The organism is Hoyosella sp. YIM 151337, assembly GCF_026041215.1.
In the GTDB taxonomy this organism is placed as follows: domain Bacteria; phylum Actinomycetota; class Actinomycetes; order Mycobacteriales; family Mycobacteriaceae; genus Hoyosella.
Genome location: NZ_JAPEIQ010000033.1, coordinates 39,274 through 54,191, shown reverse-complemented (window position 1 = coordinate 54,191; position 14,918 = coordinate 39,274). Strand labels below are relative to the sequence as shown.

Sequence of the window (14,918 nt, the reverse complement as noted above, 5' to 3'; positions counted from 1 at the left end):
AACGTGGCGGCTCGCGGCTCTGGGGCTTAGCGCAACTGAGACGGGACCAGCGGTTCGTCGAGCAAACGCAGAAAGCGTTCCGACCGCGGCTCGCTGGCATCGCGTGAATCCAGCCATGCGCTGAGCAGGCGGTAACCCTCAACGTAGGTGCTGATGTAGGCGCGCCACAGCGGTGATGTCAGGAACCGCAGTGTCTGCCGCGCACGTTCGGGGCTTACGAGCGACCAGCGCTGCAGGAACGCGGCGACCTCGTCGTGGGGGCGGTGCTGATCGTGCAGCAGGATCGCCGCATCTTGACGGACACCGAGCAGCCCCGCGATTGCCCCTGACACACGTTCGGCGCGTTCACCGTCGAAACGGAGTCCGAGATCTGCGTAAATCTCCTGGGCCCAGGCGCCCCACCCGGGGCCAACCGCAGCGGAGAGCGCGTGATCGGCGAGGCCTTCCGCCATCAGGCACTGGGGCGTGTTCACCAGGAAGATCGTCTGCTCGTGCTCACCTTGTGCCACAATTCCGGCTTCCTTGTGGCAATGCTCGGTGTGGTGCCCTGGATATGCCTCATGCGCGATCAGATGTGGCAGCCCTGACAAGTGTTGTTTGAGGTCGGCATTGATCGCCACCCTCGACCGGAAATCACCGAGGTAGTAATTGAATCCTGACCAGGGCTTATCGGTGACGATCTCGAAGTCGATCCGTTCTCTGTCCGGAAGTCCGAATCGCGTCCGGACGCGGTCGCGAAGCGCGCTGGCGAAAGCGTCCACGCATTCGCTGAGCCGCTCAGGCGGGATTTCCTCCCCGGACCGGTACGTGCGCATCCGCTCGCGCAAGTCCCCGGAGCCGGGCAGTACGTCGTCGAGCGCGCGGTGTGCGCCGCGGTAGTCGTCTTCGTTGCCAAGGCTGATCGGCACATCGAAGTATTCGTTGACTTCGTCGATGAATCGAACGTCCTCCCCCGCGAACTTGCGGGCGGAGCACGCTAGGGCGCGCAGGTGCACGTCAAGGAAGCGCTGCCGCGCCGCGCTCAATCCGCTGCCCTGCACATCCGCGCGGAGCTGCTCCGCGCGAGCCGCGAGGTCCGCTGGCTGTGGCGGGGGTTCCTGCGCGACGATGCGCCGCAGATCGGGATCGCCGGTGTAAGCGTCGACGAAACCTTCTTCGATCCGGTCAAATCGCAAACCCAGCAGCAGATATTCACGCACCACTGGATGCATGGCGGAGGGGTTACCCGGTCGAGATTCCATGCCAACCGACCTTAGTCGTAACCGGGCGACTGCCCTGAGGTTAGGATTCGTTGCGAAGGATACCTACCGCGGCACAGGGGGTCTGGCCATCAGTCCGAACAGTGGTTCCGTGTGTGACGATCGCACAGTTTCCGCGTCGTGCGTGCTGCTATGAGTGAGCCCAGCCCATACGTCGCGCTCGAGCGTGACCAGTGGCGTGCGCTGCGCAAGTCGCAGCCGATGGTCCTCACCGAGCATGAGCTGCGTGGGCTGCGCGGTCTCGGTGAGCAGATCGATCTCGCTGAGGTCGAGGAAGTCTATTTGCCGCTGTCGCGGCTCATCCACCTGCAGGTGGCCGCTCGCCAGCGTTTGTTCGCGGCAACGGCAACGTTCCTCGGCGAGGCACACCCTGGGCAGCAGGTGCCATTTGTGATCGGTGTTGCGGGCAGTGTCGCCGTCGGCAAATCGACGACAGCGCGTGTGCTGCAGGCGCTTCTGGCCCGATGGACCCGGCACCCGCGTGTCGACCTGGTCACCACGGACGGCTTTCTTTACCCGTCAAAGGAACTCAACCGGCTTGGGATTATGCAGCGCAAAGGCTTCCCGGAAAGCTACGACCGGCGCGCGCTGCTGCGCTTTGTCACGGACGTCAAGTCGGGGGCATCCGAAGTGTCAGCACCTGTCTATTCGCACCACTTGTACGACATTGTGGCTGGCGCACGGCATGTCGTCCGTCAGCCCGACATCCTGATCATCGAAGGGCTGAACGTTTTGCAGACCGGCCCGACGCTGATGGTCTCTGATCTGTTCGATTTTTCGATCTACGTGGACGCCAAGATCGAGGACATCGAAAACTGGTACGTACAGCGCTTCTTGACCCTGCGAAAGACCGCATTCGCGGATCCGCGCTCACATTTCCACCACTACGCGAGTCTCAATGACGTTGAGGCACGCGCGAAAGCGAAGGAAATATGGGACACGATCAACAAACCGAACTTGGTAGAGAACATCCTTCCGACGCGCCCGCGCGCGACGCTGGTACTGCGCAAGGACAGCAACCATCGCGTGAACCGGGTGCGGCTGCGGAAACTGTGAAGGGTTTCTCCCGCTTCGTCGCCCTTGGTGATAGTCAGACCGAAGGTATCGGGGACGGTGACGAACTCACCGGTTTGCGCGGCTGGGCCGACCGGCTGGCGGCGCGGATCGCGAATCGGAACCCTGAGCTGGAATACGCGAACCTCGCTGTGCGCGGCAAGCTTGCGAGCCAAGTGCGTGACGAGCAGCTCGACCCCGCACTCTCGCTGCGGCCAGATCTCGCGACGGTGGTGGCCGGTGTCAATGACATTTTGCGGCCGCGGTTCGATGCCGACGAGGTGGCCGAGCATTTAGCAACGATGTTCGCGGCACTCACGGCGCAAGGCGCGGTGGTGGCGACACTGACATTTCCGGACGTCGCGCGGATCACGCCGCTGGCGCGGCCACTGAGCGGCCGCGTACACGCGCTCAATCAGCACATCCGCGGGGCAGCCCGCCGCTATGGCGTGATCGTCGCGGAGACATCAGAACACGAGATCGTGACAGACCCGCGGTTGTGGTGTGCGGACCGCCTGCACGCGAGCCCACTCGGCCATCAACGCATCGCCGACGCCGTCGCGCATGCACTGGGCATTCCGGGCAGCGATGACAGCTGGACGCTCCCGCTGCACCCACTGCTTCCACCACCGGCAGGACTGCGCGCCGCGTGGGCTGAGCTGAATTGGGTAGTGACCTTCTTCGCGCCGTGGGCTGTTCGCCGCGCCAGGGGACGCTCTTCCGGAGATCTTCGGATACCGAAGCGGCCCGAACTCTATCGAGTGAGTGATGGTCACATGCCGAAACGCCGATGACGTGCCCCGTAGTCGCGCAGCGCCCGCAGGAAGTCGACGCGCCGGAATTCGGGCCAGTACGCCTCGGTGAACCATATTTCGGAGTAGGCGCTCTGCCATAGCAGGAAGCCGGAGAGACGCTGCTCCCCCGATGTGCGGATTACCAAGTCGGGGTCGGGCTGGCCCGATGTGTAGAGGTGGTCCGCGATGCCCTCTACGGTGATGGATTCAACGAGCTCGTTGCCAGCTTTTCCCTCAGCCATGTGCTGCGCGATGAGCCCGCGCACGGCGTCGCTGATTTCTTGCCGGCCCCCGTAACCCACCGCCACATTGACGTGGGTGCCGTCGCGCCCCTGGGTACGGTCAGCGGCCTCCGTGAGGCGCCTGGCTGCGGCTTCAGGAAGAAGATCCATCGCGCCGACGATCTTGACGCTCCAGTTTTTGTCGGGGCCTGATATCTCCTCGACGACGTCGGTGATGATTTCAAGCAGTGCATCGAGTTCATCTGGGTCCCGTCTCAGGTTCTCGGTGGAGAGCAGATAGATAGTGGCGAGTTCAATCCCAGCCTCATCGCACCACTGGAGCATCTCAGCAATCTTGCGCGCACCCATCCGATAGCCGTGGCTGACGTCGGTGAATCCGGCGGCACGGGCCCAGCGGCGGTTGCCGTCGCACAGAACGGCAATGTGTTTGGGCCGCTGCATATGCTCGACGCGATGGAGAAGCCGCTGCTCATACAGCCGATACAAGGGATTATGCGGAATCTTCACTTCACTATCACCAATGCGATCACCACGCCTTGGGAGCCTACGCCGAGTGAGCGCGAGTCGCGTACATGTCACACGAAGGTTTACGAGAAAATCAGGTTGTGCGCCGAAGCACATTGCCGGTTACCCGCGCGTAACTTACGCTACCGTAGGTAGCCGACGGCAACCGTCAGAACCCGAGAAAGCGAGGTGTCCGTTGACTTCGATCACCGAGGCACTGCTGCCGGTCAAGCCGCGAATGCGCGGCTGGATCCACCTCTACGCATTCGCGATCTCCGTCATCACAGGCACCGCACTCGTCGCTGTCGTGGGCACCCTGGCGAGTCCGCGCGCACTACTCGCGACCGCAATCTACAGCGTCACAGTGTGCGGCGTGTTTGGGGTCAGTGCGCTGTACCACCGGGTGCACTGGAAGTCGGCCCGTGCCCGCACGTGGATGAAGCGTGCCGACCACTCCATGATCTTCCTCTTCATCGCGGGGAGTTATACGCCCTTCGGCATGCTCGCACTGAGCCCGGATACAGGGCGGACGGTGCTTGCGATCGTCTGGGCCGGCGCTTTCGCGGGGGTCGCACTCAAGATGCTGTGGCCGTCGTCGCCGTCATGGCTCGGGGTTCCGCTGTACATTCTGCTCGGCTGGGTGGTCGCTTTCGTCATCCCAGACCTCGTCGCGAACACGGGCGCCGCACCCCTGATTCTGCTGGCAGTCGGCGGTGTCCTCTACAGCGCCGGCGCAATCCTTTACGCCACCAAGTGGCCGAACCCGTGGCCGGCAACGTTTGGCCACCACGAGTTTTTCCACGCCGCGACGGTCATCGCAGCAATATGCCACTACATCGCCGTCTGGCTGGTCGCCTTCAGCTGACCTGAGCCACGACCGCGCGCCCCGCCAGCTTCATCGCCTCGTCGAGAACATCGGCGAGGCGATCCTTGTATCCAGCGTCAGCCCAGTGGTACAGCGCCGCGGTGAGGCACGCGAGCGTCGTCGCTGCAGCCACACACACAGTGAGCGACTCCGGCTTCGCGCCGATATACGGCGCCAGCATGTGCCGGATCCCGACTTCGAATTCGTGCTGCTCGCGCAACATCGCGGCGTGCACGTCAGGCTCATCAAGGATGTAACGCATCCTCCGCGTTACGTTGTCGACTTCGCTCTCTGGCCAGGCCCGGACTAATTCGGCAATCCCGCCGCGGAGAGCCTCGAACACCGTGCCGACATCACCGTCGGCCGACTGCATGAGAGCAAAGAGCTCGGGATCGTACTCATCCCAGGTGACGAGGCGCTCCTTGGTGCCGAAATAGCGGTACACCGAACTCGGAGAGACATCCGCATCCGCCGCAATGCGCTCGATCGTCACGTTGCCGTAGCCCTCTCGATCAAAGAGGTCGAGCGCTACCCGCTGAATCGTATGCATCGCGGCGAGCTTCTTGCGCTGCCGCAGGCCTATCCGCCTGCCGCTCTCTACCGACATGACAGCCATCCTAGCGAATTCTGAAAGTCACTTGCAGTTTGACGTTCACGAGTCTACGCTCACTTTAGACAGTCACTGTCATTTGCTAGTTACTTTCAGGAGAAACATGAACGTCTCCCCTCCAGCCGTCAGCGTCAGCGAACTGCACAAGACTCTGGGACGTACCCACGCACTCCGCGGCCTTGAGCTCTCGGTGCCCGCCGGCACCGTGCACGGATTCCTGGGCCCCAACGGGGCGGGAAAGTCCACTACGATCCGTATCCTGCTCGGCTTGATCCGCAGAGACAGCGGCTCCGTCCGCGTGCTCGGCGGCGACCCGATCAGCGATGCGCTCGAGATTCACCGCCGCACCGCGTACGTGCCCGGCGATGTCGCGTTCTGGCCGGGCCTGACGGGTGGGGAAACCCTAGACGTCATCGCGCGCATCCGGGGCGGCTTCGATGAGCAGCGGCGCGACGAGCTTATTGAGCGCTTCGCCCTCGACCCCAGCAAGAAGACGTCCGCGTATTCGAAGGGAAACCGGCAGAAGGTTGCGCTAATCGGCGCGTTCGCAGCCGACGCTGACTTGCTGATACTCGACGAACCGACGACGGGCCTCGACCCCCTCATGTACGCGGTGTTCGCGGAGTGCGTTCGGGCAGCCGCCGGACGCGGGGCGACGATCCTGCTGTCGAGTCACATCCTGAGCGAGGTCGAACAGCTTTGCGAGGCAACGACCATCATCCGGGCAGGCCGAACCGTGCAGAGCGGCACACTCGCCGAACTCCGCCACCTCGCCCGCACACACGTCACGGCCCGCACCGTCCACTCGCCCGACGCGCTGGCCAGCGCAGATGGCGTCACAAACGTCACCGTTGTGTCTGAAGGCGGCGGGTACCGCCTCACCTGCGACGCAGAGCCGGAGGCACTCCCTGCCATTACCGCCGCGCTGAGCCGCGCCGGCGTGCGTGAACTCGTGTGCACGCCACCCACGCTGGAGGATCTCTTCTTGACGTATTACGCGAACGAGGACGAGGCCGCAGCCCCCGCGAAAGAGAGCGCACGCCGATGACCGGGACCAGAACACTGACTACCCTGCTGCTGCACAGCACCCGTATTCGCCTGGTCCTATGGGCGTCGCTGATTCCCGTACTGCTCGCCCTGGGCGCCGCGTCCATCAAAAGCCTGTATCCCACGCAGACCGACTGGGATGCCTACGCGGCGATCGCGGACCTCGTTCCCGCGCAGATCGCGTTCAACGGACCCCCTACAGCATTGACGACGCTCGGCGGGATCATCATTTTCGAGACCGGCTGGCTCCTCATGCTTGCGGCCTGCGTGGCGAACATCCTGCTGACGGTCCGCCTGACGCGCGGACAGGAGGAAGCTGGTGCTCTGGAGGTGCTGCGCGCGGGCCGCGTCAGCGCGGGTGCGCCACTGGTCGCGGTCGCGGTCCTGATTGTCAGTCTCAATGCGCTACTGGGCGTGTCGACCGCGGCAGTGCTCGTCTTGGCGGGCACCTCCGTCCTCGGTGCGGTGACGTATGGTGCGGCGCTGTTCGCTGCGAGCACCTTCTTTGGCGCGATCGCGGCATGCACCGCTCAACTGAGTGAACGTGCCCGCACCGCCTCGGGATTAGCGCTCGCGGTTCTGGGCGTGAGCTTTCTCGCGCGGGCGATAGGCGACGTCAGCGACGCGCCATCCGCCGCGATCTTGACGTGGATCTCGCCGCTTGGCTGGGCGCAGTCCACGGAACCGTTCGGCGCGAACCGTTGGCTGCCGATTGCGCTGTTACTCGGCGCCACGGCCGTGACGTCAGGTGCGGCGTGGCAGCTCAACGCGACCCGTGACCTCGGTGCGGGCGTCATCGCGGGGCGGCCTGGGCGGGTGCGGGCCGCGCGCTGGGCAACGACGCCGATGGGCCTGCAGGTGCGTCTGGCGCGCGGCGGCATCCTCGCCTGGACGGCAGGTGTCGTCATCCTCTCGGGCGCGTTCGGTGCGATGGCAACCACCGCCGACGACTTCGCCGCGAGCTCGGAAGCGACCACCGACCTCATCGCCTCCTTTGGCGGCACCTCGCTGAGCGATGCGTTCATCGTCTTTTCCCTCGTCATCGTTGGCCTTATCGCAGCAGGGTGCACGACCTCTCTGATATTGCGACTGCACGCCGATGAAGAAGCCGGACGGCTCGCCATCCTTGTCACGGCACCACAGCGTCGCGCGACAGTCGCCGCGAGCTACGTGCTCACCGGCTTCACTGCAGGCTTTCTCCTACTCGCCACTGGCGGCCTGGCTCTCGGCGCAGCGTATGCCGCCGGGACAGGTGATTGGTCTGCGCTCACCGCCATTTGTGCCAGTTCTCTGGCGCATTTCCCGGCAGTGATGGTGCTCGGCGGGGTCGCGGCAGTGGGCGCCGCGCTGACCTCACGCGGCGCCGCACTCGCTTGGGGTGTGTATGCGATTACCGCGATACTGACAGTGCTGGGGCCCGCATTGTCGCTCCCCGAATGGGCTGTCTTCTGGTCGGTATTCGACCACGTTGCGAGCTATCCAGCGGTCGCATGGAATGTGTCGCTGATCACAATCGGCGCGGCTTTGGCTGTCGCTGCCGCAGTCGGGTTCACCCGTCGAGACATGCGTAGTTAACGATGTGAGCGACCGCCCGACCAGCGTTTTCGTAACCCGTACGAAACGTCTGGGCGGGCGGCATGCCCTGCAGCGGCACTTAGCCTGCCTCCTGTTTGGGACAGTTGCGGGGCTGACGTTTCCGGGACACTGCGTTATCCTCACAAGCGTGAGTTCAACCAGGTTGTATTGGCGCTTTACACCGGCTCCGGGTGGAGCTGGTGGTCGTCTGCGCTGACAATCACCATCCAATCCGGAGCCCAGGCAAGCGGCCGCAGCCGCTCGCTCAGTCCGCTAGTTCGGCGGGCACCGGGATGAACTTCCGCGCGTGGCCGCCATGTAATCACCAGAAAGGCCACTCGTGACAGTCCCCACCGATGCGCGCAGCCAGCAATCTGCGCCGTCCCGCAATCAGCCTTCGCTGCATCCGACGAGCAATCTGCATGTGCGCTCGATCGCCCCACTGCCCACACCCCGTGAGCTCCTCGACGAGCTGCCCCTCGGCGACACACGTGCCGAGCTGGTCGAGAACAGCCGGATGGATGTCCGGGCAATCGTGTCCGGTACTGATGACCGCCTGCTCGTTGTTACCGGTCCCTGTTCGGTGCATGACCCCGCCGCGGCGTTCGATTACGCGTCAAAGCTCGCGCCTCTCGCCGCACAGTTCGAGAAGGAACTGTGCGTTGTGATGCGGGTGTACTTTGAGAAACCGCGCACCACGGTCGGCTGGAAGGGCCTCATCAATGATCCGGGCATGGACGAGACGTACGACGTTCCGCGAGGTCTGCGGTTAGCGCGGGAAGTCCTGCTCGGCGTACTCGACGCTGGCTTGCCGGTGGGATGTGAATTCCTGGAGCCCACGAGCCCCCAGTTCATCGCTGACGCCGTGACGTGGGGTGCCATCGGCGCGCGGACCACTGAAAGCCAGGTGCACCGGCAGCTCGCGTCCGGACTGTCGATGCCCATCGGTTTCAAGAACGCCACCGACGGCGACATTCAGGTCGCGATCGACGGCTGCCGCGCGGCCGGCGCGGCCCAGGTCTTCTTCGGCTCCGACTTCGACGGGCGCGCTGCCCTTGTGTCGACAACCGGTAACCCCGATACGCACCTCATCCTGCGCGGTGGCCGCGGCGGCCCGAACTACGGTGCCGACAACATCGCCGCAGCTGCGCAGATGCTGGGCAAAGTTGGTCTTCCGCAGCGGCTTATGGTGGACGCGAGCCACGCGAACTCCGGCAAGGACCACGTCCGCCAGGCCGGTGTCGCGGGCGAGGTCGGCGACATGGTCGCTGCGGGCGCGAGCGAAATCTCCGGTGTCATGCTCGAGAGCTTCCTCGTCGCGGGCCGGCAAGAACCGGGCCCCGGCCCGCTCGTCTACGGTCAGTCCGTCACCGACGCGTGCATGGACTTCGGCACCACCGAAGCAGTGCTCGAAACCCTCGCGACCGCGGTTCAGCAGCGGCGCAACGCGCTGGATTAAGCGGATAGCGCCGCAACCAGCGCTGCTTCATCGACAACGGGACGGTCACACACAAACCCGCGGCACACGTACGCCGCGGGTTTGTTGTCGATGGGGGCGCGCTCAGCGAGCAGCGGTGTCGAGTCGGCAGCCCCCGCCACGACAACCGCACCGCCGGGTGCGTGCGACCGTGCAGTGCGCAGCAGGCCCTCGTCGCCCCCTTCGGGCAGCGCGATCGCAACCTGCAGCGGCCCCCGCGCAACAGCTTCCGCGACCGCGAACCAGTTGCCCGCCGAACGCGGCGCGCGTGCCAGCGCGATCGCGGCACGCTGCAGCGTCGCAGAAGCCAGCTCGGCGTAGCGCGCCGACGCGTCTGGCTCGCTCACCGCGGCTGCCGTGAACAGCGCGTCCGCAAGCAGCGAGGCCCCCGACGGGGTGGCGCCGTCCAGCGGATCGCGCGGCCGGGTGATCAGCTCTTCAGCGTCGTCAGCCGTGTCGAACCAGGCGCCCGTCGCCTCGTCGTCAGCGAAATGCGCAATCGCGGTATCGATCAGGGACAGCGCCGCAGAGCGCCAGGACTCCTCCCCCGTCACCTGGAACAGCGACAGCAACCCGAGAGCGAACGCCGCGTGATCGTCAAGCGCGGCCGCCGGCTGGCCAACCCGGCCCGCCAGTGACGCCCGGCGCAGCCGCCCGTCAACGATGTGCACATCCAGCAGATGCTGCGCGGCTTGTTGCGCCGCCGCAACCCATTCGCGGCGCCCCAGCGCCGCTCCGCCCTCCGCCAATGCTGAGATCGCGAAACCGTTCCATACCGTCACGACCTTGTCGTCCCGCTCCGGCTGCGGACGCCGCGAGCGCGCCTCCCGCAGCGTGGCCCGCACCCGAGCGAACCTGTCCGGATCGTCAGGGTCTTGCAGCAACTGCAGCACCGACTGCGCGCCTTCGAACGTGCCCGTCGACCCCACGTTGAATACGGCAGCCGCCCACAACCCATCCTCGAGGCCGAGCACATCGATAATTTCCTGCGACGTCCACACATACGTCAACCCCTCGACGCCCTCGGTATCCGCGTCAAACGCCGACGCGAATCCTCCCTCGGCAGTGCGCAAATCGCTGAGCAGAAACTCCGCGGTTTCCTCCGCGACACGGACAGCCAGCGGCGAATTGGTGCGCCGCGCGAGATGCGCGTAAAACCGCAACAGCAGGGCATTGTCGTACAGCATCTTCTCGAAATGCGGTACCACCCATTCAGCGTCCACCGAGTACCGCGCGAACCCACCACCGAGCTGATCGTAAATACCGCCCCGCGCCATCGCGGAGGCGGTGCGCTCGATCGTCGACAGGTGACGGCCGCTGCGCTCGTAGTGGCGCAGCAGCCCTTCCAGTAACGCGGACGGCGGGAACTTCGGCGCCCCGCCGAAGCCGCCGTGCTCCGTGTCCTCATCGCTGACGATCGCGTCCGCAACCTTGTCGAGCACCCCAGCCGTGAGCTCGACGTCCGCTGACGGAAGCGCCCCGGCGTTCTGCTGCAACGCCTCCTGCACGGACGCCGCGGCCTGGTCCACTTCCGCGCGCCGCGTCCGCCACGTGTCGGCGATAGCGTGCAGAACCTGCGTAAACGACGGCATACCACCGCGCGCACGCTTCGGGTAGTAGGTGCCACAGTAAAACGGGCGGCCATCAGGTGCGAGGAAACACGTCATCGGCCAGCCGCCATGCCCCGTCATCGCCATCGTCGCCGCCATGTACACCGAATCGATGTCGGGCCGTTCCTCCCGATCGACCTTGATACACACAAACTCGCGGTTCATGATCTCCGCGGTCTCGGCGTCCTCAAACGACTCGTGCGCCATCACGTGGCACCAATGACACGCCGCATAACCCACAGACAGCAGGATAGGAACGTCCCGCTCCCGAGCCTCGCTGAGCGCCTCTTCTCCCCACTCCTGCCAGTGCACAGGATTGTCGGCGTGCTGGCGCAGGTACGGTGATTGCGATTCCCCGAGACGATTGACCATGGCTCCACGGTAGTCCGTTGAGGGCGGTGTCTCTGGGCGGCGGTGGAGACGCGGAACCACGGAGGCGACACCTGGTCCATTGCCCTACTTCACTCGCGAGATTGGGATTGATCGCCGTGTCCGGCTGCTACCGGCTCTGGATCGGCTATCCCGTCGCGGTGTCCGCACCATAAACCACCGGCCAGACGCCTGCGACGGTAAGCCAGCGCCGCGATCGCTAGGGCTATCGACCACACCGGCCACAAAAGATGCGGCAGCCCAACAAGGGGGACCGCGGAAACATCGGCGATCGCGTTGCTTTCATCGAAAAGAATCTGCAGGAGGATGGTCCGAGACGCGGCCATCACCAGCCCAGCAACGACGAGCGCGGGGATGACGGCCAAATTGATCGGGACACTCCTCCCGCCGATCCGTGGAACCCAGCGCGGAAAGCGCTCGCCCCAGTGCTGAAACAAACCGAGTGTGAGTACCGCCCCAATAATCGACGCGCCAGCCAGCCCGACACCAGCCGAGGTGACTTCTGCGGTGAACTCGGGATGCCGGAATCCGGGCGCCCCGACGGCCATGAGAACTCGAGTAGCGGCATACGCCAATGGCGCCGCAATCGCGATGAGCGCGTAGCGACGCGCGCGACTCGCTGCTAGCTGTCTCTCATGCTGGGTGTCGCGCGGCGCCTCGAGACGACGAAGCCCGTACGTACGCAATGCAAGGAGCAATCCGATGCATCCAGCCACGATCAGGATCTGCAGCAACAGTGAGAACGACAGCAGTATCTCAAGCTCGTGGACTTCTCCCCTTACGGCGAGAACCACCGCGTACGGCAGGTACCCGAGAACGATCAAAATGCTGTGGTCAAGCAGCAGCGCCGCAGTGACAAACGCTGCGGCGCAAATAACGCGCACGTTCCTGCGCGGCCGCCCGACCATCGCGAATGCCCCCACGAGAAGCCCCAGTGCAGCGATGATGCACCAAATCGTCACCACAACACCGGGCATCGGCAGCATCGAACGGCCGAACGTGTCGGCCTCGTTGGCCAGGGGATTTGGATTACCGGACAACTCCGCACCAATAGCTGAGACAGCCAAGGCGAGACCGGCCAACACGGGCAGGGTCAGATGCAACGATTTCGGCATAGACCAATCGTCAGCGTTTCCTGGGCAATCAACATCCCCCACAGGTGTCTTCGTTCTCACCCTCACGGGTGATGCCGGTATCCCACGATCAAGTCTAGGGTCGATCGCGAAGGCGTTCCCGAGTCGCACATCGCCCAGGAAAGCACTACCTCGGGTGAACGCACAGCACACCGCAGCACCGCTTCAGCAGCACCTGTCCTGCTGGTCGACGGATGGAGATCGACGATGAGTACCACCATGACCCGGTTGTTCGGCCCAATGGTCGCGATGCTGCGCCGTCCCGCTCAAAGGCGCAGGAATGCACACGCGCTCGCATCGATCCCGGATGGCGGTGTGAACAGGCGTGAATGGGTGCGACTCGGCGGGGTCGAGCAGTTCGTCACGATCCGTGGCCACCACCGCGGTAACCCACTGCTTCTCGTCATACACGGAGGCCCGGCCTCCCCCTACGTACCGTTCAATCCAATCCTGTCGCAATGGGAACAGATCGTCACCGTCGTGCAATGGGACCAGCGCGGCGCCGGGCAGACCTTCGTTCGCAACGGCGGTGACCCCTACTTGTCCGTCGACCGGTTGGCGAACGACGGGCTCGAGCTAGCTGATTGGCTGGCAGGCCAGTTCGAGCGCCCGATCATCCTGATGGGCAGTTCGGTGGGAACAGTGATAGCGATGCGGATGGCGCGTTCGGCACCGCGACGGTTCGAACACTACGTCGGTGCGAATCAGGTGGGACTCGGCAGCAGGGCTGCATCCTGGCGTCAGGTCCGCGCTGCGTTCGAAGAGCAAGGGAAGAGTCGACAGATCGCGGCGCTGGATGCGCTTGGCCCCGACCCCGCCGAGTGGACCGCTAAACAAGCGGAACAGGTCAGCAAGCTTGCCATCGCCGCCACCCCCGATGTGCCTGACATGGTGCACGACCTGATGCTGCCCGCGCTCATGTACACCCCCGACTACACGATGAGCGATATCCGCGCGATCGGGACGAGTATGGCTGCTGCCCGCGAGACGCTGTACGCGGAGCTACTCGACCCGGACCTGTCGGGGCCGTTCGATTTGCCGGTCTTGCTCGTTCATGGCCGTAGCGACCTCGTCAATCCCTTAAGCGCTGTCGAGGCGCTACTTCCGGCGCTCGATGCCCCCAGCGTCGACCTTGTGCCTGTTCCCGGCGCGGGGCACTTGGTCGAGTTCGCAGCTCCCCATCAGTTCGCCGCGATTCTGCGAGACAAAGTACCGGCATGCTCATCGAGCTGATACGCGGCTGACATCGCGATGCTCGACGCCCCATAAGGCCGTCACGACGAGTGCCACACCAGCCCCATCAAAACGGCGACATCAGCGACCGTTGCCCGGACCGGCGGATCGATCGCATCGAACGCGGCACGCGAATGCCCGCCAAGCGATCTACAGCCTGATGAGTCAGCACGCGAGCACCGCCCCCGGCCAGCGCGTCCGCGCATCAGTGCAGCGCGGCGTCGGCCGGGCCGGTCCTCCAGGCGTGGAAAGCGACCGTCAGCCCAGAGCGGGTAGGGGCGCAGACGAACGGCCCCGCGTGAGCGACGAGGCCGGGTGCAAAGGGGACGAGGCGGACCAGCTGGAGCTCGCCGCCGTCGACGGACGCGCGGACAGTGAGCGCGTCGCCGGAGCGGCTGACGCGGATCAGCACCCTGCGTCCGAGCCAGTCGGGCACCGGGGCAACAGACCAGTCGGACGCGCCGTCGGTGACGACTGCCCCGAGCTGTGGGAGTCCGTCGGCGAACTCGACCCCGGCTTTCACCCAGCGCGCCGCGTCGACACGGACGAAGACACCCGCCTGGTCGAACTGCTGGGAGAACGCGGCTGTGAACTCGACTTCGACGGCACTGTCCTGCTCGAATGGGGCCAGCAGTGCATGCTCGCTCTCATGGACGAAACCGTAGGACGTGGTGCGCCAGGCGTCGCTGCCCTCGACCGCAGTGACCTGGAGATCGGTCCCTCGCTCCCTGGCCGCGACGGGTGGGTGGGTCCAGACGCCGTCGGACCATTGGGTGGACGCTCGTGGGCGGGTCATGCGGACGCGTCACGATCGTTCGCGTTCACCTTGAAAGCCTCGACGATCTGTTCATCGGCCGGCGGCGTACTGTAACCCGTCAAATGCGTTTCTCCTAGGTCAAGCGGCAAGAAAGGTTCTCAGTGCCGCTGGGCTGATGTATTGGTGCGTCCGCATCCCCAAAGCGTCGGCTGCCGCTACGTTCACTGTGCTGTCGTCCACGACGATGCAGTGCGCTGGTGCCACTCCAAGGTGGGCGGCAACCTCAAGATAGTTTGAGTGATCCGGTTTCGCTGACCGAAACCGAACTGTTGAACACCCATTGACGGTCCTCCCCGTGCCTGTAGGCAG

At 64.8% G+C, this 14,918-nt stretch carries 14 protein-coding genes; 7 read left to right on the top strand and 7 right to left on the bottom strand.

Annotated elements, in window-relative coordinates; all coding sequences use genetic code 11:
• Nucleotides 1-26: 26 nt before the first annotated feature.
• On the bottom strand, nt 27-1,241 hold the full coding sequence (locus ONR57_RS17275; protein WP_374116476.1) for a DUF885 domain-containing protein: 1,215 nt from the start codon (nt 1,239-1,241) through the stop codon (nt 27-29).
• Between the two features lie 150 nt (nt 1,242-1,391).
• Here ONR57_RS17275 and coaA point away from each other — a divergent pair, with 150 nt between their 5' ends.
• Nucleotides 1,392-2,315, top strand: a complete 924-nt coding sequence (coaA, locus tag ONR57_RS17270; RefSeq protein WP_265124764.1) for a type I pantothenate kinase — start codon at nt 1,392-1,394, stop codon at nt 2,313-2,315.
• Nucleotides 2,312-3,106 carry an SGNH/GDSL hydrolase family protein gene (locus ONR57_RS17265; protein ID WP_265124763.1) on the top strand — a complete coding sequence of 265 codons (795 nt, stop codon included), beginning with the start codon at nt 2,312-2,314 and terminating at the stop codon, nt 3,104-3,106. The genes coaA and ONR57_RS17265 overlap by 4 nt, the downstream gene beginning before the upstream one ends.
• Here the strand turns inward: ONR57_RS17265 and ONR57_RS17260 are convergent.
• Complete coding sequence (locus ONR57_RS17260; protein WP_308198706.1) at nt 3,085-3,855, bottom strand: isoprenyl transferase; 771 nt, start codon at nt 3,853-3,855, stop codon at nt 3,085-3,087. The two genes, ONR57_RS17265 and ONR57_RS17260, sit on opposite strands and share 22 nt — an antisense overlap.
• Before the next feature lie 235 nt (nt 3,856-4,090).
• Between ONR57_RS17260 and ONR57_RS17255 the strand changes: the two genes are divergently transcribed.
• Nucleotides 4,091-4,717, top strand: a complete 627-nt coding sequence (locus ONR57_RS17255) for a hemolysin III family protein (protein WP_265124889.1) — start codon at nt 4,091-4,093, stop codon at nt 4,715-4,717.
• Here ONR57_RS17255 and ONR57_RS17250 read toward each other — a convergent pair.
• Complete coding sequence (locus ONR57_RS17250; RefSeq protein ID WP_265124762.1) at nt 4,710-5,324, bottom strand: TetR/AcrR family transcriptional regulator; 615 nt, start codon at nt 5,322-5,324, stop codon at nt 4,710-4,712. The two genes, ONR57_RS17255 and ONR57_RS17250, sit on opposite strands and share 8 nt — an antisense overlap.
• A 106-nt stretch (nt 5,325-5,430) precedes the next feature.
• On the opposite strand from ONR57_RS17250, the gene ONR57_RS17245 reads away from it, so the two are divergent.
• The 3 genes from ONR57_RS17245 (at nt 5,431) to ONR57_RS17235 (ending at nt 9,408) form a co-directional block, all read left to right on the top strand.
• Nucleotides 5,431-6,375, top strand: coding sequence for an ABC transporter ATP-binding protein (locus ONR57_RS17245; RefSeq protein WP_265124761.1), 945 nt, complete (start codon nt 5,431-5,433; stop codon nt 6,373-6,375).
• Nucleotides 6,372-7,949, top strand: a complete 1,578-nt coding sequence (locus ONR57_RS17240) for an ABC transporter permease (protein WP_265124760.1) — start codon at nt 6,372-6,374, stop codon at nt 7,947-7,949. Before ONR57_RS17245 ends, ONR57_RS17240 begins: the two co-directional genes overlap by 4 nt.
• 400 nt (nt 7,950-8,349) lie before the next feature.
• Nucleotides 8,350-9,408: a 3-deoxy-7-phosphoheptulonate synthase gene (locus ONR57_RS17235; RefSeq protein ID WP_265124888.1), complete on the top strand. Its 1,059-nt coding sequence runs from the start codon at nt 8,350-8,352 to the stop codon at nt 9,406-9,408.
• Here ONR57_RS17235 and ONR57_RS17230 read toward each other — a convergent pair.
• Together ONR57_RS17230 and ONR57_RS17225 are read right to left on the bottom strand one after the other, a co-directional pair.
• Nucleotides 9,405-11,408 (bottom strand): thioredoxin domain-containing protein, encoded by a 2,004-nt coding sequence (locus ONR57_RS17230; RefSeq protein ID WP_265124759.1) that lies wholly within the window; start codon nt 11,406-11,408, stop codon nt 9,405-9,407. The genes ONR57_RS17235 and ONR57_RS17230 overlap by 4 nt on opposite strands.
• An 89-nt stretch (nt 11,409-11,497) precedes the next feature.
• Nucleotides 11,498-12,541, bottom strand: a complete 1,044-nt coding sequence (locus ONR57_RS17225) for a hypothetical protein (RefSeq protein WP_265124758.1) — start codon at nt 12,539-12,541, stop codon at nt 11,498-11,500.
• A gap of 225 nt (nt 12,542-12,766) precedes the next feature.
• On the opposite strand from ONR57_RS17225, the gene ONR57_RS17220 reads away from it, so the two are divergent.
• The gene (locus ONR57_RS17220) at nt 12,767-13,792 is read left to right on the top strand and encodes an alpha/beta fold hydrolase (protein ID WP_265124757.1); all 1,026 of its coding nucleotides are present in this window, start codon (nt 12,767-12,769) and stop codon (nt 13,790-13,792) included.
• A 205-nt stretch (nt 13,793-13,997) separates the two neighbouring features.
• On the opposite strand, the gene ONR57_RS17215 is transcribed toward ONR57_RS17220, so the two are convergent.
• Both ONR57_RS17215 and ONR57_RS23530 read right to left on the bottom strand, forming a co-directional pair.
• Nucleotides 13,998-14,588, bottom strand: coding sequence for a DUF1349 domain-containing protein (locus ONR57_RS17215; RefSeq protein ID WP_265124756.1), 591 nt, complete (start codon nt 14,586-14,588; stop codon nt 13,998-14,000).
• A gap of 99 nt (nt 14,589-14,687) precedes the next feature.
• On the bottom strand, nt 14,688-14,918 hold the full coding sequence (locus ONR57_RS23530; protein WP_374116481.1) for an HAD-IA family hydrolase: 231 nt from the start codon (nt 14,916-14,918) through the stop codon (nt 14,688-14,690).